General features: G+C 70.4%; 20 protein-coding genes. 6 read left to right on the forward strand and 14 right to left on the reverse strand.

Annotated elements, in window-relative coordinates:
* The first annotated feature begins 85 nt into the window (after window positions 1-85).
* The 3 genes from K2F54_RS07575 (at window position 86) to K2F54_RS07585 (ending at window position 3,139) form a co-directional block, all read left to right on the forward strand.
* Window positions 86-1,528 (forward strand): helix-turn-helix domain-containing protein, encoded by a 1,443-nt coding sequence (locus K2F54_RS07575; protein WP_220605255.1) that lies wholly within the window; start codon window positions 86-88, stop codon window positions 1,526-1,528.
* 205 nt (window positions 1,529-1,733) lie between these two features.
* Window positions 1,734-2,429, forward strand: a complete 696-nt coding sequence (locus K2F54_RS07580) for a GAF and ANTAR domain-containing protein (protein ID WP_220605256.1) — start codon at window positions 1,734-1,736, stop codon at window positions 2,427-2,429.
* Window positions 2,426-3,139, forward strand: coding sequence for an ANTAR domain-containing protein (locus K2F54_RS07585; protein ID WP_220605257.1), 714 nt, complete (start codon window positions 2,426-2,428; stop codon window positions 3,137-3,139). Before K2F54_RS07580 ends, K2F54_RS07585 begins: the two co-directional genes overlap by 4 nt.
* A 20-nt stretch (window positions 3,140-3,159) precedes the next feature.
* On the opposite strand, the gene K2F54_RS07590 is transcribed toward K2F54_RS07585, so the two are convergent.
* Window positions 3,160-4,089 carry an aldo/keto reductase gene (locus K2F54_RS07590; protein WP_220605258.1) on the reverse strand — a complete coding sequence of 310 codons (930 nt, stop codon included), beginning with the start codon at window positions 4,087-4,089 and terminating at the stop codon, window positions 3,160-3,162.
* A gap of 417 nt (window positions 4,090-4,506) precedes the next feature.
* Between K2F54_RS07590 and K2F54_RS07595 the strand changes: the two genes are divergently transcribed.
* The 3 genes from K2F54_RS07595 to K2F54_RS07605 are packed head-to-tail and all read left to right on the forward strand — an operon-like array spanning window position 4,507 to window position 6,201.
* Window positions 4,507-5,388 (forward strand): hypothetical protein, encoded by an 882-nt coding sequence (locus K2F54_RS07595; protein ID WP_220605259.1) that lies wholly within the window; start codon window positions 4,507-4,509, stop codon window positions 5,386-5,388.
* Window positions 5,388-5,702 carry a transcriptional regulator gene (locus K2F54_RS07600; RefSeq protein ID WP_220605260.1) on the forward strand — a complete coding sequence of 105 codons (315 nt, stop codon included), beginning with the start codon at window positions 5,388-5,390 and terminating at the stop codon, window positions 5,700-5,702. Before K2F54_RS07595 ends, K2F54_RS07600 begins: the two co-directional genes overlap by 1 nt.
* Before the next feature lie 22 nt (window positions 5,703-5,724).
* On the forward strand, window positions 5,725-6,201 hold the full coding sequence (locus K2F54_RS07605; RefSeq protein WP_220605261.1) for a GNAT family N-acetyltransferase: 477 nt from the start codon (window positions 5,725-5,727) through the stop codon (window positions 6,199-6,201).
* A gap of 80 nt (window positions 6,202-6,281) precedes the next feature.
* On the opposite strand, the gene K2F54_RS07610 is transcribed toward K2F54_RS07605, so the two are convergent.
* The 13 genes from K2F54_RS07610 to K2F54_RS07670 form a co-directional block, all read right to left on the reverse strand.
* Complete coding sequence (locus K2F54_RS07610; protein WP_220605262.1) at window positions 6,282-7,151, reverse strand: alpha/beta hydrolase; 870 nt, start codon at window positions 7,149-7,151, stop codon at window positions 6,282-6,284.
* Between the two features lie 327 nt (window positions 7,152-7,478).
* Window positions 7,479-8,450: a nucleoside hydrolase gene (locus tag K2F54_RS07615; RefSeq protein WP_220605263.1), complete on the reverse strand. Its 972-nt coding sequence runs from the start codon at window positions 8,448-8,450 to the stop codon at window positions 7,479-7,481.
* Window positions 8,451-8,529: 79 nt separating this feature from the next.
* A complete protein-coding gene (locus K2F54_RS07620; protein WP_220605264.1) occupies window positions 8,530-9,435 on the reverse strand; it encodes an SDR family NAD(P)-dependent oxidoreductase in 906 nt (301 codons plus the stop codon).
* Entirely contained in the window at window positions 9,435-10,691 is a 1,257-nt protein-coding gene (locus K2F54_RS07625) for a thiolase family protein (protein WP_220605265.1), read from the reverse strand. The genes K2F54_RS07620 and K2F54_RS07625 overlap by 1 nt, the downstream gene beginning before the upstream one ends.
* Window positions 10,692-10,766: 75 nt before the next feature.
* Window positions 10,767-11,399 carry a hypothetical protein gene (locus K2F54_RS07630; protein WP_220605266.1) on the reverse strand — a complete coding sequence of 211 codons (633 nt, stop codon included), beginning with the start codon at window positions 11,397-11,399 and terminating at the stop codon, window positions 10,767-10,769.
* Window positions 11,400-11,493: 94 nt separating this feature from the next.
* Window positions 11,494-12,759, reverse strand: coding sequence for an ammonium transporter (locus tag K2F54_RS07635; RefSeq protein WP_220605267.1), 1,266 nt, complete (start codon window positions 12,757-12,759; stop codon window positions 11,494-11,496).
* A 229-nt stretch (window positions 12,760-12,988) separates the two neighbouring features.
* A complete protein-coding gene (locus tag K2F54_RS07640; protein ID WP_220605268.1) occupies window positions 12,989-13,786 on the reverse strand; it encodes a TrmH family RNA methyltransferase in 798 nt (265 codons plus the stop codon).
* Window positions 13,787-13,961: 175 nt separating this feature from the next.
* Entirely contained in the window at window positions 13,962-15,443 is a 1,482-nt protein-coding gene (locus K2F54_RS07645; RefSeq protein WP_220605269.1) for an NAD-dependent succinate-semialdehyde dehydrogenase, read from the reverse strand.
* A gap of 138 nt (window positions 15,444-15,581) precedes the next feature.
* A complete protein-coding gene (locus K2F54_RS07650; RefSeq protein ID WP_220605270.1) occupies window positions 15,582-16,538 on the reverse strand; it encodes an anti-sigma factor domain-containing protein in 957 nt (318 codons plus the stop codon).
* The gene (locus K2F54_RS07655; RefSeq protein ID WP_308287569.1) at window positions 16,525-17,100 is read right to left on the reverse strand and encodes an RNA polymerase sigma factor; all 576 of its coding nucleotides are present in this window, start codon (window positions 17,098-17,100) and stop codon (window positions 16,525-16,527) included. Before K2F54_RS07655 ends, K2F54_RS07650 begins: the two co-directional genes overlap by 14 nt.
* Window positions 17,101-17,385: 285 nt before the next feature.
* Window positions 17,386-18,186, reverse strand: coding sequence for a class F sortase (locus K2F54_RS07660; RefSeq protein ID WP_220605272.1), 801 nt, complete (start codon window positions 18,184-18,186; stop codon window positions 17,386-17,388).
* A gap of 55 nt (window positions 18,187-18,241) precedes the next feature.
* Window positions 18,242-19,072, reverse strand: coding sequence for a DUF4397 domain-containing protein (locus K2F54_RS07665; RefSeq protein ID WP_220605273.1), 831 nt, complete (start codon window positions 19,070-19,072; stop codon window positions 18,242-18,244).
* Between the two features lie 227 nt (window positions 19,073-19,299).
* Complete coding sequence (locus K2F54_RS07670) at window positions 19,300-19,896, reverse strand: isochorismatase family protein (protein WP_220605274.1); 597 nt, start codon at window positions 19,894-19,896, stop codon at window positions 19,300-19,302.
* Between the last annotated feature and the right edge of the window lie 9 nt (window positions 19,897-19,905).

A 19,905-nucleotide genomic window follows, 5' to 3' on the forward strand; every position in this document is an offset into this window, starting at 1 on the left:
CTGTTCCTCAAGAATGCGGCCCAATCCGCGCCCAGAACGGAAAAAACATCGTTAAGAATCACGGTTCTTTACGTATGCTTAAGGAATGCCAACGCCGGCCTCCGACCTCGTCACCTTGGGTCATCGCATCCGTCACTTTCGCAGCGAGCGCGCGCTCACTCTGGACCAGCTCGGCGAGCGGGTGGGCCTGGCGGCCAGCCAGCTCTCCCTGATCGAGAACGGCCGGCGCGAGCCCAAGCTCTCCACCCTGCAGAGCCTGGCGCAGGCCCTGGCGGTGCCGCTGGCCGAGCTGCTGAGCGGCGAGGCACCCAACACCAGGGCGGCGCTGGAGATCGAGCTGGCCAGGGCGCAGAAGAACCCGCTCTACGGGGCGCTCGGCCTGCCGCAGGTGAAGATCACCAAGGGCATGCCGCTGCCGGCGATCGAATCGCTCGTGGGGCTGCATCGCGAGTTGGCCCGCCGGGCCAGCGAGGCCATCGCTACACCGGAGGAGGCCCGCCGGGCCAACACCGAGCTGCGTGAACGGATGCGCCAGCGCGGCAACTACATGCCCGACATCGAGAAGCTCGCCGAGGAGCGGGTGCGCTCCTCCGGGCATGTCTCTGGCGCGCTCACCCACCGCGAGGTGAGCGTCATGGCCGAGCAGCTCGGCTTCACCCTGATCTACGTGAACGACCTGCCGCACTCCACCCGCTCGGTGACCGACCTGGCCAACCACCGGATCTACCTGCCGCCGGCGTCGATTCCCGGCGGGCACGGGCTGCGGTCGATGGCGCTGCAGGCGATGGGGCACCGGCTTCTCGGCCACGAACGGCCCGCCAGCTACGCCGAGTTCCTCTGGCAGCGGCTGGAGATCAACTACTTCGCGGCCTGCTGCCTGATGCCGCTCGAGGCGACCCGCTCCTTCCTGCAGAACGCCAAACGCGACCGGGTGCTCTCGGTGGAGGACCTGCGCGACGCGTTCGGGGTCACCCACGAGGCCGCGGCCCTGCGGCTGACCAACCTGGCCACCACACACCTGGACATGACCGTGCACTTCCTCCGGGTCTCCGGAGACGGCGCGCTGCAGAAGGGCTACGAGAACGACGGCCTGCCGCTGCCCGCCGACGTCACCGGTTCGATCGAGGGCCAGCTGGTCTGCAAGCAGTGGAGCGCCCGCAGCGCATTCACGCACACCAACCGCACCACCGAGTTCTACCAGTACACCGACACCCCGGCCGGCACGTTCTGGTGCGCCACCCAGACCGGCAGCACCGCGGATGGCGAATTCTCGATCAGCGTCGGTGCCCCATTCGCGCAAGCCAAGTGGTTCCGCGGCCGGGAGACCACGCAGCGCGCGGTGTCCCGCTGCCCGGACGAGTCCTGCTGCCGACGCCCCTCCGGTGCCGTCGCCGCGCGTTGGGCCGGGCAGGCCTGGCCCAGCGCCCGGCTACACGCGCACGTGCTCTCCCCGCTACCCTCCGGCACCTTCCCCGGCGTCGACGACACCGAGGTCTACGAATTCCTCGAGGCGCACGCCGACCAGTAGCCCGCCGGCGAGGATGCCGAGGTGCGGATGCATAACTCCTGCTGTTTCTGGTTCGGCCGAGCCGGCACCCGCAGAATCACGGGCATCCGTCGCCCGCGGCACGAGAATTGCAGGAGTTGTGCGTCAGGCATCCGCACCCGAAAGTCAAGTACTTGTGTCAGTTTCAGCGCAGCGTAGGGTTGCCAAAAAGAGACGAGGTGGAGCGATGACCGTCGACCCATTCCGAACCGCATCCGAGGCGCTGTCCGAATCCGGTGGAAACCTCACCGAACTCGCCCGCCCGTTCGTGCGCTTCCTCCCCGTAACCGGCGCCTCGGTCTCGACCTTTGGGTCGCTGCTCAGCGCCGAGACGATCTCGGCCACGGATGCCCGGGCGCAGCGGGTGGACGAGCTGCAGTTCGACCTCGGCGAAGGACCGTGCTGGGACGCCCTGGCTACCCGGGCGCCCGTGCTCGAGCCGGACTTCGCCACCAGCGCCTCCTGGCCGGCTTTCACGCCTGCGATCCGGCAGGAGGACGTCGCCGCCATTTTCGCGTTCCCGCTGATGTTCGGGCCGTTGGAGATCGGTGCCGTCGACCTGTACTCGTCCACGCCGGGGACCCTGACCGCCCGGCAGCAGAAGCAGGCCCTGGTGCTGTCGGCGGTCGTCAGCCGTATTCTCCTGCGGCACGCCATCAGCGAAGCCACCACGCCCGAGACGACCACGTTCTCCCGCCGGCTGATCCACCAGGCCACGGGCATGGTGCTCGCCCAGGTGGGGTCGACCGCCGACGATGCCTACCTGCTCATTCAGGCCAGGGCATTCGCCGACGACCGTCCGATGCGTGAGGTCGCCGAGGACATCATCAACCGCCGCATCCGATTCGGCGACCTTTCGGAGACTGACGAGGTAACACCGTGATCGAGACGACGCACACCGAACAACTTTTCGACGCCTTTGCGACACTCGCCGACACCCTCGTGGTCGGCTACGACGTGCTCGATCTGCTGCAATCACTGGTGGAGTACTGCCACGACCTGCTCGACGTCGACTCCGCCGGCATCCTGCTGATGAACGAAACCGGCGATCTGGAGGTGGTGGCGTCCACGAGCGAGGCGAACACCCTGGTGGAGATCATGCAGCTGGATGCCAACGCCGGCCCGTGCCTGGAGTCGTTCACGACCCGCACCGTGGTCTCGGTGCCCGACATCGACGTCGACGTCGACCGCTGGCCCGACTTCAGCCGCACCGCCAGCGCCCAGGGCATCCACTCCGTCTACGCCATCCCGTTGCGACTGCGCGAGACGACGATCGGCACGCTCAACCTGATGCGCAACGAGCGCGGGGAACTCGGCCGGCACGACATCCGGGCGGCACAGGCCCTCGCGGATGTGGCGACGATCGGGATCCTGCAGGAGCGCACCATCCGTGACGCCTCGACGATTCGCGATCAGCTGCAGCAGGCGCTGTCGAGCCGGATCGTGATCGAGCAGGCCAAGGGGGTCATCGCCGAGACCCACCAGCTGTCGATGGATGCGGCCTTCGAACGCATCCGTGGGCACGCACGCGCCCAACAGATGTCACTGAGCGTGGTCGCCAGACAGCTCGTCGCCGGGGAGCTGCGGCTGTAGGGCGACCACGCCGGTGCCGGCTATGGAACGATGTGGCCAGCGGCGCGGAACAGTTCGTACCATTCGGCTCGGGTGAGCACCAGGTCGGAGCCCTGCGCGGCGCCCGCGACCCGCTCGGGGCTGGTGGTGCCCAGCACGACCTGCATCTGCGCGGGGTGTCGGGTGATCCAGGCCGTGGCGATGGCGATGGCCGGCACGTCGTACTGGGCGGCGAGCCGGTCGATGACGGCGTTGAGCTTGGGGTGATCGGGCGACCCGAGGAACACGCCGGTGAAGAAGCCGGCCTGGAACGGCGACCAGGCCTGGATAGTGATGTTGTTCAGACGGCAGTAGTCCACGATGCCGCCGCCGTCGAGGGTCACCGACTGCTGCTCGGCGAGCATGTTGCCCGCCACGCCCTGCGCGATGATCGGCGCGTGCGTGATCGAGAGCTGCAGCTGGTTGGCCACGATGGGCTGACGCACGGAGGCGCGGAGCAGGTCGATCTGGCGCGGCGTGTGGTTGGAGACGCCGAAGGCTCGCACCTTGCCGGCGGCCTCGAGCTCGTCGAACGCCCGGGCGACCTCGTCGGGCTCGACGAGCGCGTCGGGCCGGTGCAGCAGCAGAATGTCGATGCGGTCCGTCTGCAGTGCGGCCAGGGAGCCCTCGACCGACTCGATGATGTGCTCGTAGGAGAAGTCGAAGTAGCCGTCGCGGATACCGGTCTTGGTCTGGATGGTGTACTCGTCGCGCTGCGCGGGCGTCAGCTGCAGCGCCTCGGCGAAGCGGCGCTCACAGCCGTGCCGTTCGTTGCCGTAGACGTCGGCGTGGTCGAGGAAGTCGATGCCGGAGTCGCGGGCGGTGCGTACGAGCTCACGCACCTCGTCGTCGGTCTTGTCGGCGATGCGCATCAGCCCCAGCAGGATGTTGGGGGCGACGATGTCGGTGCCTGGCATGGTGAAGGTCTTCACGAGGGGTCCTTTCGACTGGACGCTCAGGGCCCGCGAGCGGGCGAGGCGTCGATTGGCGACGGCCCACAACAGCGTGGCCGCGCTTCTCTCACGGTACGGAGGCCCGCTCCAGAAGTACAACACCCATCCGCGATGCGATTCAGAAGCGGCGGCGCTCAATGCGGCGGCGCCTCGGGAGCAGCCGGCCCGCCGAAACCGGCTCCTCCGCCGCGGTCTCACCCAAGCGCGAGGCACAACTCCTGCAATTCTCGGATGCCCGGGGTCGCCGGCCCCGTGATTCGAGGCATCCGTCGTCTCGCCGTGAAATTCTGCAGGAGTTATGCGTGGCGGCGGGTTAGGAGAGGGGCGCTTGCCAGATGGCAAGTAGATGCTAGATTGACCGTGCGGCGGGATCGTCGCGGTGATCGGGGGGACACAATGAGCGACCAGTACATCAACGACCGCCCACAGCCGGATGCGGCCGCACGGATGCTGCAGGCCAGCGACGCCGTCAGTATCCGGGTGCGCGAGGCCATCGACACGCGGACGCAGGCCGTCATCGACGCGTGGCTGGCTGTGGCCGTGCTGCTTTATGCGCTGGCCTTCGCGTTCTCCGGCACCGGACTGATCCCCGGGATCGTGCACACCCCCACAGACGGGCTGTCGGTGGGCTTTCTGGTGCTGTCGGCGTTCCTGGCGGCCAGCACGCTCTGCGACGGACTCGGCCAGAGCCTGCATCGAGCCAAACGTCCAACGGTGAAACGGCGCCGTTTTGTTTATGGCCTCGCCAGTGTTCTTCCGCTGCTCTCGATCGGCTACCTGGCGTTCTTCGCACCTGGCGCGTCGTTGCCTGTCGCGCTGAGCGTCGTGAGTGTTGCCGCGGCACCGGTCGTGGTGCTGGCGATCCGGTCGGCGCTGCACGCCAAGCGCGCCGGGGTCCGGCGCCCCGAGGCCGCGCTGTCCGGCGTCCTCAGCGCATCGGGGCGCACGGGCACCGCCGTCCTCGGTCTCTGGTTGGGCGCCATCGGCGTGGTCACCGCGCCCGCCTTCGGCCTCGCCGGCATAGTCGTGCCGACGATCTTCTTTCTCTTTCTGTTCGGCACCCGCTCGACCCGCATCGGCCTGGACCGGCTCGCCGAAGACTGGGGCCGCACCCAGTGGACCGCGTTCGGGTGCTCCTACGTGTTCACACTTACCCTCTCGGTGGTGCTGGCCCGCACCAGCTGGGACCTCACCGTGGTGAGCGTCGTCGGCGGCATTCTCATCGCGGCCCCGGTGGTCGTGGCGGCGTTTCGCCCCGCACCCATCTGGGAGGCCTGATGGCCGGACTTCACCCCCGGCACAATCTCGACGATGCGCTGCTCACCCCGCTTCGCTTCTCGGTGATGGCGGCACTGCGAGCGGATGTCGAAATCGACTTCGCCACCCTGCGCGAGCTGCTCGAGACCGACGATTCGGCCCTGAGCAAGGCCATCAGCACCCTCAGCGCGGCGGGCTACCTCACCGTGCGCAAGGGCTATGTGGGCAACCGGCCGCGCACCTGGCTCACCGCCACGGCCGCGGGGATCGCGGCCATGCGCATCCACGTGGCCGCGCTGCAGGCCATTGCCGCCGGGCTGCCTCCGGCGCCCTGACCCGGCCGGTACATTGTCAGACATGATTCGGATCGACCTCGACGACCCCACCCGGGAGGACGTGCGGCTGCTGCTCGACGAGCACCTGGCCGATATGTTCGCCACGTCGCCGGCCGAGAGCGTGCATTCCCTCGACCACTCGGCCCTGTCGGCACCGGAGATCTCGTTCTGGACGGCCCGCGAGAACGGCACCCTGCTGGGCTGTGGGGCGCTCAAACGGCTCACCGCGGTGCACGGTGAGATCAAGTCCATGCGCACCACGCCCGCCGCGCGCGGCCGGGGCGTGGCCGGGCTACTTCTCAGCTCGATCGTGGCCGAGGCCCGCCGGCGGGGCACCGAGCGGCTCTCCCTGGAGACCGGCACGGAGGAGTTCTTCGCCCCGGCACGCCGGCTCTACACCCGGCACGGTTTCACCGAGTGCCCACCCTTCGCCGGCTACGCCCTCGACCCGCACAGCGTCTTCCTGACCCTCGCCCTCACCCCGGGCGCGGCTGCATAACTCCTGCAATTCCTGATCGGCGGCGGATGCTCCCGCGTCTTTCCGGCATCCGTGCCTACGGCCGGCAGAAAATGCCGGAGTTATGCACCACCGAGGGCGGTGGGGCGCGACTCGGCCGGGCCGGTGAGCCAGGCGAGCATACGACGGATGCTGGCGTGCGCGCCGGGATTCTCCGGCTCGTTCAGGTGGCCGTGCCGGGTGCCCGGCTCGCGCACGACGGTCACGTCAACGCCGGCCAAGGCGAGTTCGGCGGCGAAGGCCTGCCCCGAGGCTCGCAGGCTGTCGTGCTCGGAGTTGAGGATGAACGTCGGCGGCAGCCCGGCCAGGTCGTGACCGCCGGGGAAGGCGTAGGGGTTGCCGAGCTCGGCGGGGTCGCCCACGTAGTTGAGGTTCATCGCGCGCACGTCGTCGGGCTCGAACCGGGCGTCGGCGGGCAGCGCCGCGATCTGCCGCGCCAGTTCCGCGGCCGGTTGCGGCAGGGCGCTGTGCACGGTCGGGTAGGCCAGTAGCAGCGACGCCGGCTGCGCGCCGCCCGCGTCCCGCAACCGCAGCCCCACGCCAGCGGCCAGGTCGCCGCCGGCGCTCGCCCCGCCCAGTGCCAGCCGGTCGGGGTCGATGCCGTACTGCTCGGCCTGGTCGAACGCCCAGCGGTAGGCCGCGGCGACCTCCTCGGAGGCGACCGGGAAGAGCACCCCGGGGCGGGCCGGTTCGCTGGCGCTCAGGGCCGCCGACACCGGTGCCAGCCGGTAGTCCACGCTGATCACGGTGATACCGCCGGCGGCGAGCTGCTCGGACACCCAGTGCGCCTCGGGCATCTGCAGGTCACCCCAGGCAAACCCGCCGCCGTGCGCCCAGACCAGCCCGGGGGTCCGCGCGCCCTGCGGCGCCGCGGCCCGGTAGAGACGAAGCGGGATGGAGCCGTGCGGGCCGGAGATCGTCAGTGAGTCCATGGCTCCGATCCTCCCAGTGACCGTTGTCACCGTTCGGCCTCGACACGCTCGAGGGCCCGTTCTGGGGTGCCCGGCGAGCCGGCCGATGGATGCCCGGCTGAACAACCCGCTGGATCACCCGGTTCTGCCGATGCGTGGGTCAGGCGCCGGCACGCCCGCCCCGACCCCGCCCTCCACCAGCGAACCGATGGGGTGGGGTGCATAACTCCTGCAATTTCTCCGAAACGGCCCGAATCTGGCTGGTTTCGGCCAGTTTTTGGGATTCTGCAGGAGTTATGCGCCCGGCGCTGCGGTGAGGGGGCGGCGGTGAGGGGGCTGGCGGCGGGGTCAGCCGGCGGCGTGGGCGGCGAGCTTGGTGGTGAAGTCGGAGAAGAGCAGCCGCAGGTCGAGCCGGGTGTACACCCGCATCGGCCGGGGGCCCTGCCGGGGGATGAAGTCATACGACCCGTCGGCACGGATGCGCGGCACCGTGCGGGTGACGTACGCGCTCGACGCGGGGTCCGCCTCGAACGACGACTGCAGCGCGGTGAGCAGCACGAGTGGGCTGTCGCCCAGGATGTACGTCTCGCCGAGGGGCAGGCCGTGGCTGCCGGCCATGACGGCGACCCGCGCGAGGGCGTCGTACAGGTGCGCCCCGATGGCGCCGTGCGGGCGCACATCCGTGATCAGTTCGGCCCAGGAGAACAGCGTCTGCCGGTAGGTGTCGCGGGGCACCTGCCAGATCGGCATGAACGAGTCGAAGATCACCCGGGCGGCGGGGATGTCGATGGCGAGGTTGTACTCGGGGCCGTGCGACCCGGGCGGCGGAACGGCCAGGCCGTCGTGTTCGGGACCGCCGATCCAGACCAGGGTGAGGCGGGTGGCGATGCGCGGCTCGAGCAGGTAGGCGCTGGCGATCTCGGTGAGGCCGGCCCCGCAGGCCACGTACAGCGGCAGGTCGGTGTCGGTGCGCATGGCCTCGGCGATGATGGCATCCGTTGCCGCCGATCTGATCGGAGACAGCGGGTCAGGCATCCCTGTGTTGGAGCCGGTCAGCACGGGAATCGTGCCCGCGCGGCCGAGGAGTTCGAGCACGGTGGTTGCCGCCGCGGCGGCGTTGTCGGCGGTGCATTCTGACGGGTCGAACGCGTCACCGGGCTTGAGGTGCGAGCCGATGATCGCCCGAATCTGCACCGACGGCGACAGCACGTGGTGGGCAAGCTGCACGAGGCCGTCGGGGTCGCCGGAGAAGTCGTTGTCGATGATGACCCGGGCGCGCGGCTGCACGACCCGACGCAATTCGGTCTCGAATGATGTCAACGCCGGCACCTTCCCTGAGGGGGGTTTTCTGATGAGTGTACTGGCCCCGTCAAGGGCGATCGGCGAGGATCAGTCGCTGTTACTGGGGGCCCATCCGGATGCCGCCGTCGAGCCGGATGGTCTCGCCGTTGAGCATGGGGTTCTGCACGATGTGCCGCACCAGGGCGGCGAACTCGGCGGGATCGCCGAGCCGGGCGGGGTGGGGCACCTGGGCGCCGAGCGACTCGCGCGCCTCCTCGGGCAGGCCCTGAAGCAGCGGGGTATCGAACAGGCCGGGCGCGATGGCAACGACACGGATGAGTGAGCGCGCGAATTCCCTGGCCAGCGGCAGGGTCATCGCCGCGACCCCGCCCTTCGACGCGGCGTAGGCCGCCTGGCCGATCTGCCCGTCGAACGCCGCAACGGATGCCGTATTCACGATCACGCCGCGCTCGGAGGTTCCCCGGGACGGTGTGCCGACCGGCTCGGTGGCCTGCATCGCCGCCGCGGCGAGGCGCACCACGTTGAACGTGCCGAGGAGGTTCACCCGCACCGCCCGCTCGAAGTCGGCGAGGGGCATCGGGCCGTCCCGCCCCACGGTGCGGGCCGCGGGCGCGATGCCGGCACAGTTGACCACGATGCGGACCGGACCGAGCGCGGCGGCGGCGGCCACGGCGGCCTGCACATCGGCCTCGGAGGTTACATCCCCCGCGAGGAATATGGCCGAAGCGGGGGTCGATGGCGACGCCTGCGACCCGGGGCCCTCACCGCCGATACGTCTGCTACTGCGCGGCGCATCCGCTGCTGACCAGCCCTTCGCCCCCGCCGCCGCAACGGAACGCGCGGCCGCCGCCGCGGTCAGCTCCGCGGCCCGATCGGCCCCCGCCGAGCTGGCCAGGTCGACGAGCACAACGTGGGCGCCGGCCTCGTGCAGCGCTCGCGCGGTGGCGAGGCCGAGGCCGGAGGCGGCACCGGTGACGAGGGCGGAGCATCCGTGGATGCGCATCAGAGCCGCTCGATGATGGTGGCGTTGGCCATGCCGCCGCCCTCGCACATGGTCTGCAGGCCGTACCGACCGCCGCCGGCTTCGAGGGTGCCGAGCAGGGTGCCGAGCAGCCGGGTGCCTGACGACCCCAGGGCGTGGCCGAGGGCGATCGCGCCGCCCTGCGCGTTGAGCTTGGCCAGGTCGGCGTGCAGTTCGCGTTGCCAGACCAGCGGCACGCAGGCGAACGCCTCGTTGACCTCGTAGGCGTCGAGGTCGTCGATATCGAGCCCGCTGCGGGCCAGGATGCGCCGGGTGGCGGGAATCACGCCGGTGAGCATCAGCAGCGGGTCGCTGCCGGTGACCGCGAAGCTGTGGAACCGGGCGCGCGGGGTGAGTCCGAGCGCGGCGGCGCGGTCGGCGCTCATGATCAGCGCCGCGGAGGCGCCGTCGGTGAGCGGCGAGGAGTTACCGGCGGTGATCTGCCAGTCCACCTCGGGGAACCGGGCGGCGAGCTCGTCGGTGCGGAACGCGAGCGGCAGGTCGGCGAGGGTCTGCACCGTGGTGCGGCGACGGATGGTCTCGTCGGCCGACACCAGCCGGCCGTCGGCGAGGGTCACCGGCAGCAGGGCACCGTCGAAGTCACCACGGTCGACGGCCGCGGCGGCGAGCCGGTGCGACCTGGCGGCGTACTCGTCGAGCTCCGCGCGGGTGAGGCCCCATTTCGCGCTGATCAGCTCGGCCGAGACGCCCTGCCCGACGAGCCCCTCCGGGTAGCGCGCGTGCATGAGGCGGCCGTGCGGATCCTGGCTGACGATCGCGGATGCCGGCGATCCCCAGCCCTCGCTGCGGCCGGCCGCGTCGGAGCCGCCGGCCGGCCAGGGACCGCCCGCCGAGCCGAGCGGGATGCGGCTCATCGATTCCACCCCGCAGGCGATGACGATGTCGTAGCTGCCCGCGAGCACACCCTGCGCGGCGAACGTCGCGGCCTGCTGGCTGGAGCCGCACTGCCGGTCGATGGTGGTGCCGGGCACCGACTCGGGGAACCCGGCGCCCAGCAGCGCCGTGCGGGTGATGTTGGTGCTCTGCTCGCCGACCTGGGTGAGGCATCCGCCGATCACGTCGTCGACCAGGGCCGGGTCGAGGTCGTTGCGGCTGACCAGGTCTTTCAGCACCCCGGCGAGCAGGTCGGCCGGGTGCACCTCTGAGAGCGCGCCGCCGGGTTTGCCGCGGCCGGAGGGAGTGCGGACAACGTCGACGATGACAGCATCAGTGCTCATGAGCACAGCCTAGGCGCACCGTTGCCGACGTCGACGAATGCGGGCCGCGAGACCGGATGCCCGTCACCGGCGACCTCAGCCGTTCTCGGCTCCGGCCGCCCCCGGCCGGTGCACGGTGAGCAGGTGCGCCGCGGCGAGCGGTCGGTAGCGTTCGGCCGGATCCAGCAGCAGCGCAGACCCCGGCCCCACCTCTCCCCCCTGCACCCGTACGGTGCCGCGCAGGGCGACGACGAGCTGCGCGCCCGCGCCCAGGTCGGCGGTGGCATCCGTGTCGGGGTCGACGGTGTGGATGCTGAACCCGGGCGGGTGGGCGACGTCGGCGAAGGTGAGCACGAGCAGGGAACTCGCGCCGGGCGGGCGCAGTTTGGGCCGTTCGAACTGCACGGTGGATGACGGCACCGGCAGCACCTGGTCGCGGCGCAGCACCCGGTTGGACCCGAAATTGCGCACCGCCACCTGCGGGCCGGCGAGGCCGACCACGAAGTGATTCGTGCCGGCAGGGCCCACCAGCAGGCCGGCGGAATCCCGGATGTCGATCAGGCGCAGCTGCCAGCGCAGGCTGAGGTCGGGGTCGAGGTCGGCCCAGATCTCCCTGGCGCTGCCACGGCCCTGGTCGAGCGGCTGACGGGGCAGTTCGGTGAACCGGATGCTGCGCGGCAGCGCCTGCGCCGGGTCCGCGCCGGCGCCGTCATGCGCGGCGAGGCTCATCGGTTGTCGTGGCGGGCATCCGCCGACACAGAAATGTGCTGGATGGTTCGCGATCGAACCATCCAGCACATGTCGTGTAACTCGGTGCCGAGTGTTACTTGGTGGAGGTGAGGACGTAGCCCTCTTCGCCGTGCATCACCGAGTCGATACCGGCGACTTCGTCTTCGTTCTTGACGCGGAAGCCGATGGTCTTCTCGATCACGAACGCGATGCCGAAGGCGAGCACGAACGAGTAGATCAGAACGGCGAACGCGGCGATCGCCTGGACGAGCAGCTGGGTGCCGTCGCCGCCGGTGAAGAGGCCGGTGCCGTTGGCGAAGAAGCCCAGGTAGAGGGTACCGATGAGGCCACCGACGAGGTGGATGCCCACGACGTCGAGCGAGTCATCGAAGCCCAGCTTGAACTTGAGGTCGACGGCGATGGCGCAGACCGCACCGGCGAGCACACCGAGCACGATCGCCCAGATGGGGTGCAGCGAGGCGCAGGCGGGGGTGATGGCAACCAGACCGGCGACAGCACCGGATGCGGCGCCGACCGACGTGGGCTTGCCGTCGCGGACCTTCTCGACTACGAGCCAGGCGAGCAGGGCCGCGGAGGGTGCCGCGATGGTGTTGACGAAGGCGAGGGCGGCGGTGCCGTCAGCGGCCAGCTCGGAGCCGGCGTTGAAGCCGAACCAGCCGAACCAGAGGAGACCGGCGCCGAGGAGCACGAAGGGCGGGTTGTGCGGAACGTGCACGCCCTTCTGGAAGCCGACGCGCTTGCCGAGGACCAGGGCCAGGGCGAGAGCTGCGGCACCGGCGTTGATGTGCACCGCGGTACCACCGGCGAAGTCGATCGCGCCGAGGCCGAAGGTTTCCTGCAGGCCGTGGGTGATCCAGCCGCCGTAGGCGAAGCTGCCGTCGTCGGCCAGGCCGAAGTTGAAGACCCAGCTGGCGACCGGGAAGTAGACGACCGTCGCCCAGATGGCGGCGAAGATCATCCAGGAGCCGAACTTGGCGCGGTCGGCGATGGCACCGGAGATCAGTGCGACCGTGAGGATGGCGAAGGTGGCCTGGAAGGCGACGAAGGCCAGCGGCGGGAAGGCCGCGCCCTCAGGCGTTTCCAGGGCGCCGGTGAGGCCGATGTTGGCCCAGTCGATCGCGAACGGTGCGACGGTGCCCTCGGATGCGGGGAACGCGATGGCGTACCCGTAAATCACCCACAGAACACCGATCAGGCCGAGTGCGCCGAAGCTCATCATCATCATGCTGATGACGCTCTTGGCCTTGACCAGTCCTCCGTAGAAGAACGCGAGTCCCGGTGTCATGAGCAGCACGAAGGCTGCGCATATCAGCAAGAAAGCAGTATTACCTTGATCCATTGTGAAAAACCTCTCTGCACGGACGCAGCGGCTCGCGTCGGGTAAACACACACTGACAGGATCGTGTTACACCCCGCGCAACGGATTGTTTCGAACATGTTCCAGAGAGCCCCGCTGTGTAAACAACAGATAACGCGGGGCTCGGAGTTCAACGACAATCCGCTGACAACTCGGTGGCGAGTCGGCCGTGCGGTCGGCCGGACCTTCAGCCGGACAGTCAGTCGGATCTTCAGCCGGACAGCGCCCACATGGCGACGGCGCTGGCCGCGGCCACGTTGAGGGAGTCGATGCCGTGTTTCATCGGGATCTGCACCACGGAGTCCGCCGCCTCCAGCGCCTGAGCCGTGAGCCCCTCCCCCTCGGCGCCGAGCAGCAGCGCCAGCCGGGCGTGCTGGTCGCCGTGGAAGTCACGCAGGCTCACGGCATCCGGGGTGAGCGCGAGCGCGGCGACGTGGAAGCCGTGCTCGCTCAAGAGCTGCCGGGTGCTGGGCCAGTCGCCCACCCTGGTCCACGGCACCTGCAGCACGGTGCCCATCGACACCCGGATCGCCCGGCGGTAGAACGGGTCGGAGCAGCGCGGGGTGACCAGGATGGCGTCGGCCCCGATCGCGCCGGCGGAGCGGAAGATGGCGCCCACATTGGTGGGGTCGGTGACGTTCTCCAGAATCAGGATGCGCCGCGCATCCGCCAGCAGCACCGCCGGGTCGACCAGGGCGGGCCGGTGCATCGCGGCGATCAGGCCGCGGTGCAGCACGTAGCCGGTGAGCTCGGTGAGCAGCTCGCCCGCCCCCACGAAGACGGGCACGTCGTCGCCGACGAGGGCCACGGCCTCGTCGAGGGTGTTCGCCAGGGTGAGCACCGAGCGCGGGCGGTGCCCGGCGCCGAGCGCCCGCTCGAGCACCAGCGCGGACTCGGCGATGTACAGGCCGTGCTCGGTGTCGCGCGCCTTCTTGAGCGCCACATCCGTGGCCTGGGTGTAGTCGGCCAGCCGCGGGTCGCTCAGGTCATGGATCTCGATAACAGGCACCAGATGAGCCTAACGACGCCCGTTGCCCGCCCGGTGCAGCTGCCCCCGAGAGCATAACTCCTGCAATTTCTCCAACCGGCCCCGCGGATGCCCGGAATTCCGGGCATCCGTTGCCGCTCGCCGGAATCTAGCAGGAGTTATGCACCACGCACCGGGGCTAGGCAGGCGGGCGGGGTCAGTCGTAGTCGATGAAGGGGTCGGGGGTGAGGGTGTATTTGGTGGAGAGGTACTCGTGGATGCCCTCTGCGCCGCCCTCGCGGCCCAGGCCGGACTGCTTGACGCCGCCGAACGGGGCGGCGGCGTTGGAGACCACGCCCATGTTCAGGCCCATCATGCCGGTCTGCAGGCGTTCGATCATGCGCTGCCCGCGGGCGAGGTCGCGCGTGAAAACGTAGCTGACCAGCCCGTATTCGGTGTCGTTGGCGATGCGCACGGCGTCGTCCTCGTCGTCGAACGGGATGATCGAGAGCACAGGGCCGAAGATCTCCTCGCGCAGGATGTCGCTGCCCGGCTTCACCCCGGTGATCACGGTGGGCTCGTAGAAGGTGCCGGTGCCGTCGAGGGCGTGCCCGCCGGCGAGCAGCGTCGCGCCCCGGCCCAGCGCATCCTGCACCAGGGTGTCGGCCTTGGCCACGGCATCCGTGTTGATCAGCGGGCCGATCTTGACGCCGCTGTCGGTGCCGCGGCCCACGGTGAACTCGCTGACGGCGTGGGTCACCCGGCGGGCGAACTCGTCGGCGACGGATGCCTGCACGATGAACCGGTTCGCCGCGGTGCAGGCCTGCCCCACATTGCGGAACTTCGCAGCCAGGGCACCCTCGACCGCACGGTCCATGTCGGCGTCGTCGAAGACCAGGAACGGGGCGTTGCCGCCGAGCTCCATCGAGGTGCGGAGCACGTTCTGGGCGGACTGGGCGATGAGCTTCTGGCCCACCGCGGTGGAGCCGGTGAAGCTGAGCTTGCGCAGGCGCGGGTCGGCGATGATCGGCCCGGAGACATCCGCTGAAGTGGAGGTGGTGACCACGTTGACGACGCCGGCGGGCAGGCCCACCTCGGCGAACAGCTTGACCAGGTAGAGGGTGGTGAGCGGGGTGAGCTCGGCGGGTTTGATCACCACGGTGCAGCCGGCGGCGAGCGCCGGCGCGATCTTGCGGGTCGCCATCGCCAGCGGGAAGTTCCACGGGGTGATCAGGAACGACGGTCCGACCGGGTGTTGCGACACGATCATGCGCCCGGTGCCCTCGGGGTTGGTGCCGTAGCGGCCGCTGATGCGCACCGCTTCTTCGCTGAACCAGCGCAGGAATTCCCCGCCGTAGGTGACCTCGCCGTACGATTCGGCGAGCGGTTTGCCCATCTCCAGCGTCATCAGCAGCGCGAACTCGTGCCGGCGCTCGTGCAGCAGGTCGAAGCTGCGGCGGAGGATCTCGCCCCGCACCCGCGGCGGGGTCGCCGCCCAGGCATCCTGCGCGTCGGCCGCGGCGGCCAGGGCGGCCAGACCATCGGCGACGCCGGCGTCGGCGATGGTCTTGATCACCTTGCCCGTGGACGGGTCGTGCACGGTGAGGGTGCTGCCGTCGGCGGCGGGCACCCACCGACCGTTGATGTAGAGCTCGTTGGGTACGTGCTGAAGCAGCTCTGCTTCGGTTACGTGTGTCACAAATGCCTCCCTGAAGTCGTGAACCTCAATCTACCCGCGCGCCGCTGGGAGGCTGTCGGCGTGAGGTGCCCGCGTGCGGTCGAGGTGCCCCGCTGTGCCGGGGCAACTCGTCCGCAGCAGGGCAACTCGCGGGTGGGGTCAGATTCCCGACAGGGTGCCGCGCACGATCGAGTCGCCGGAGTGCGCCGGGTTGCCGTCGGCCGGTTCGGCCGAGACGTCTACCACGGGGTACTCGGCCAGGTCGATGCCCGCCGGGATGCTGAACCGGCCGGTCGAGCCGTCGAGCAGCCCCACGCTGACCAGGCCGGTGGCGTCGGCGGTGAGCAACCACACCTCGCGCAAACCGTCGGCCTCTGCCCCGCCAGACACGTCCACCACGACGTCGCGGCGGCCGTCCGCGGATTCCTCCACCGAGGCGCTGCCGCTGGCCGTCCAGCCGGGCAGCGCGTCGAGCTGGGCTTCGGCGATCACCGGCGCCGCGGCGGGCGTGCGGGTCGATTGCCACCAGACGCCGCCCGCGATACCGCCGACGAGTCCGACCGCACAGGCCGCCGCCGCCACCGGCAACCAGGCCCGGCGCCGGCCCGCCAGGTCGACGACGGATGCCGTGGGTCCCGACTCCTCGGACCCCGGAGCGGTGTCGACCGGGTGCGGCGGAACCTCGGTCGGTGGGGAACCGGGGACGGAATCGGCCGACTCCGCCGGGGCATCCGCCGGGGCGGGCGTCGCCGACTGCGGCTGGGCTTCCGCCGGGGCGGGCTCGACCGCACTCGGCTGGGCGTGCGTCGGCGCACCGGCCGCGGCAGCCGCCGCCAGGGCGGCCGCGTCGGAGGCGCCGGCGAGGTCGGTGAGGCGCGGCGGGGTGGCCACCGCGTCGGTGAGGCCGAGGGCGGAGTGGATGCGGCCCCACACCGCATCCGCCGGTTCGATGAGCGTGACGCTGCCGGCGGAGCGGCCGATCAGCACGGTGCGCCGCAGCGCATCCAGTTCGCCGGTGCAGGCGGGGCAGGCCGCCAGGTGCTCGGATTCGGCGGGGCTGAGGTCGAGTTCGGCGAGCGCCACGAGGGCGAGCGCGTCGCGGTCAAGATGCGTCATCGTTCGCCTCCAATCGTGTGCGCAACCGGGTGAGGCTGCGGCGGATATGACTTTTCACGGTGCCGAGCGGCAATCCGAGGGTATCGGCGATCTGCACGTGGGTGAGATCGTCATAGAACGCGAGTCGCATGACCCGCTGCGGCACCGGTTCGAGACGGTTCAGCTCCTCGCCGAGCAGCAGGCGTTCGGCCACATCGGCGGACTCATCGACGGTGTACCCGTCGGTGTCGTCGACCAGGGTCTGTTCCAGTCGCCGCCGCCGACTGCGGGCCTCGTGCGCGTCGGCGATGGTGTGCCTGGCGATGCCTACGATCCAGGCCGGCAGCGCCGCCCGGTCGGGGTCGAACCCGTTCCTCCCCCGCCAGGCCGCGATGAACACCTTCTGGATGACGTCCTCGGCCTCGGCGGCATCGCCGAGGGATCGCACGGCCAGGGTGTACACCAGCGCCGACCAGCGCGCATACGCCTCGGCGAGCGCTTGTTCGTCGCCCGCGCGAAATCCGGCGACCAGGCTGGCGAGGTCGCGTTCATCGTCGGTGCTGTTCGCGTAGGGTGCGCTCACGTGGACGTGCTGCCTCCGGGATCGGTCACGCGTCATGCTGGTGTCCATCTCAGTGCTCGCGGTCCGGCCGAACCGACCCTCGAGTGCGACCAGCATAACCATCCCCGCCCGATCCGGGCATGCCCCGTTCGGGCGGGTGCGCCAGGTCTCGGTGTGCGACACCGGCACGGATGCGCGTCACCGGCATCCGCTCGACCGCCGCGTGCCCTGGCTGCCGGGTCGGGACGCCCGCACGGCTGCCTACCCACGGCATCCGCTGAGCTGCTGCGCGCCCCTGCCCGGGTGTCATGGCACCGGCACCGCCGAGACGAGCACGTTGGACAGGTACCGTTTGGCCTCGTAATCGAACTCGCCGCCGCAGGTCACCAGGGTGAGCCGCGGCTGCCCTGCGCGGTCGAACACCCCCGCCCAGGGCACCGACTGCTTCTCGACGGTGTCGATGGCGGTGATCGCGTACCGCTGCGTTGCTCCGTCGGCGGTGGTCAGCACGATCTCGGTGCCGCCGGGCGCGTCGGCCAGGCGGGCGAACGGGCCGAGGTCGTAGACCAGGGAGTCGACGTGGGCGGCGATGACGGTGGCTCCGGCGGGGCTGTGCGGCGCCGACCCGTACCGGTACCAGGCGGCCACGGCCGGGTTCGCCGGCAGCGCCATGGCGGTGCCGTCCAGGCCCACCGCTTCGATCGACATGTCGATGCCGAGCGACTCCACCTGCACCCGCACCGGCGGGCTGGCCGGAGCGGGTTGCCCGGCGAGGTCCGCGGACTGCCGGGGCACGTCGGGCACGGCCGGCGGTGTGGGTGCGGGCTGTCCAGGGGCGGGCTGGCCAGGTGCCGGCGAAGGCACGGGCGCAGGCGGCACCCGCTCCCCGGTGATCTGGGAGCCCCTGGCACCCGCCCCGGCTGCGACGCCGCCCGAGCCGGTGAAGCCGCCGGCGGCAGGATCAGTGCCGGCCGACCCGGCACCGGGGGCGCCGCATCCGCTGAGCAGAGCGACCAGCAGCCCGCCCACCAGCACCGGGCCCAGGGTGGTGACACGGCCACCCCGTCGGCCCGGCCGCTGCCGCGCCTGACGCGCGGAACGGGCCACGGTTCGCCACCCGAACAGGCTCACCATGACCCGCCGCCTCATATTCCGGCTACCGTCAGCGCCGCGTCTCAAGACGCCGCGTGCCGTAGACCGCTGCCGCGCTCACGCCCAGAACCAGGGCGAGGGCCGCGCCGCCGATCAGCCAGACGCCGGAATCGGCGGGCTGGTTGGTGGCGGCCAGGCCCGCGGTGCCGGCCGGAACACCGTCGGGGTTGGAGTGCAGTCCGCCGACGGTCTGGATCGCGAGCGCCAGGTTGCTGTCTTCCAGGCTGCCCCAGGCGTAGACGATGGTGTTCGTGCCCTCGGCCACGTTCACGTCGGCCGGGCCGATCACCGGGTCGGTGGTTCCGGTGGCCGCGACGGATGCCGAGACCGTGCCGGCCGGCAGAGTCAGCATCGACTCGTTCGGGTTGACCAGGTTCGTGATCACGGCGGCGCCGCCGGCGAGGATGTCCACGGCAGGGGCCGCTGCGACGTGGCGCACGGTCAGGCGGCCTTCGCCGGCCCCCACGGTGCTGATGTCGTTGGTGAACAGGGTCGCGGTGGGCTCCCCGGCCGCGTCGAGGTGGGCCACGGCGGTGTAGTTCTCGCCGCCGACGAGCGGGAGGTCGACCGGGCCGATGGCGGGGGCGCTGGCGTCCGCGGCATCCGAGGCGGTGATCGCCACGGTGTACGTGCCCGGCGGAAGCTCGAGCGGACCGGCGAGGTCGCCGGGGGCGAAGTCATCCAGGGTGAGCTCATTGTTGACGTACACGTCAACGGTGAGGTCGGGCACCCCGTGCAGCACGGACAGCTGGGCGACGTCGGTGGCGGCGTTCGCCGGGGCGATCCCCGCCAGGGCGACAAGGGCGCCGGCTGCGACGCCGACGGCAATGGTCTTGCGCATGGTTTCCTCCAGTCAGTGGAACGAGAGCGGGAACCAATTCGGTGTCCCATTACCCGTTACTTCCGGAGGACATCCGCTTTTGGATGCACCCTGGCTGAAAAAGTTTCGCGCGCTCTCTGTTGGCGTGCCCCGGGCGCGCGAGAAGGCAGTTGCGGCCAGTGTTACGGCGCGCGACCGGCCCCAAGTGACCTTTCGCGCAGATGCGGGCGTGCTGGGGGCGGCGCTGGCTAGTGCTGGTCGACGAGGGCGGAGGTGGTGAGCACCGCACCGGCGTGGGCCAGCTCGGCGAGGGCCCGGTCGCTGGAGTCCGCGGCGACCCCGGCGACGAGGTCGGTGAACACCCGCACGTGCTGGCCGTGCTCCAGGGCGTCGAGCCCGGATGCGCGCACACAGTAGTCGGTGGCCAGGCCGACGATGTCGACATCCGTCACCCCCGCGGCGATGAGCAGCTCGCCGAATTTGGTGCCCGCCGCGTCGATCCCGTCGAAGATGGAGTACCCCGGCTGACCCTGCCCCTTGAGGATGTGCACGGTGCTCTCTGGCAGGCTCAGCGCGGGGTGGTACTCGGCGCCGGGGGTGTCGGCGACGCAGTGCACCGGCCAGGTGTCGATGAAGTCGGGGTCGGCATCCGTGGCGAAGTGGCCGTTGTTGCCGCCCTCGGCGTCGTGCCAGTCGCGGGACGCGAAGATCTGCGCGTAGCTGCCGGCGTGCTCGGTGAGCAGCGCGCTGATCGCTCCGGCCACGGCGGCGCCGCCCTCCACCGCGAGGGCACCGCCCTCGGTGAAGTCGTTCTGAACGTCGATGATGATCAGTGCGCGGGTCACGGAAGCACT

Origin of the sequence: Cryobacterium inferilacus (assembly GCF_019599185.1) — a bacterium.
Classification (GTDB): domain Bacteria; phylum Actinomycetota; class Actinomycetes; order Actinomycetales; family Microbacteriaceae; genus Cryobacterium; species Cryobacterium inferilacus.

Coding starts and splice junctions, on each gene's coding strand:
- K2F54_RS07650 (WP_220605270.1), bottom strand. CDS start 16,538: ATGACGCATCTTGACCGCGACGCGCTCGCCCTCGTGGCGCTCGCCGAA.
- K2F54_RS07580 (WP_220605256.1), top strand. CDS start 1,734: ATGACCGTCGACCCATTCCGAACCGCATCCGAGGCGCTGTCCGAATCC.
- K2F54_RS07575 (WP_220605255.1), top strand. CDS start 86: ATGCCAACGCCGGCCTCCGACCTCGTCACCTTGGGTCATCGCATCCGT.
- K2F54_RS07665 (WP_220605273.1), bottom strand. CDS start 19,072: ATGCGCAAGACCATTGCCGTCGGCGTCGCAGCCGGCGCCCTTGTCGCC.
- K2F54_RS07600 (WP_220605260.1), top strand. CDS start 5,388: ATGGCCGGACTTCACCCCCGGCACAATCTCGACGATGCGCTGCTCACC.
- K2F54_RS07610 (WP_220605262.1), bottom strand. CDS start 7,151: ATGGACTCACTGACGATCTCCGGCCCGCACGGCTCCATCCCGCTTCGT.
- K2F54_RS07620 (WP_220605264.1), bottom strand. CDS start 9,435: ATGCGCATCCACGGATGCTCCGCCCTCGTCACCGGTGCCGCCTCCGGC.
- K2F54_RS07635 (WP_220605267.1), bottom strand. CDS start 12,759: ATGGATCAAGGTAATACTGCTTTCTTGCTGATATGCGCAGCCTTCGTG.
- K2F54_RS07625 (WP_220605265.1), bottom strand. CDS start 10,691: ATGAGCACTGATGCTGTCATCGTCGACGTTGTCCGCACTCCCTCCGGC.
- K2F54_RS07595 (WP_220605259.1), top strand. CDS start 4,507: ATGAGCGACCAGTACATCAACGACCGCCCACAGCCGGATGCGGCCGCA.
- K2F54_RS07605 (WP_220605261.1), top strand. CDS start 5,725: ATGATTCGGATCGACCTCGACGACCCCACCCGGGAGGACGTGCGGCTG.
- K2F54_RS07630 (WP_220605266.1), bottom strand. CDS start 11,399: ATGAGCCTCGCCGCGCATGACGGCGCCGGCGCGGACCCGGCGCAGGCG.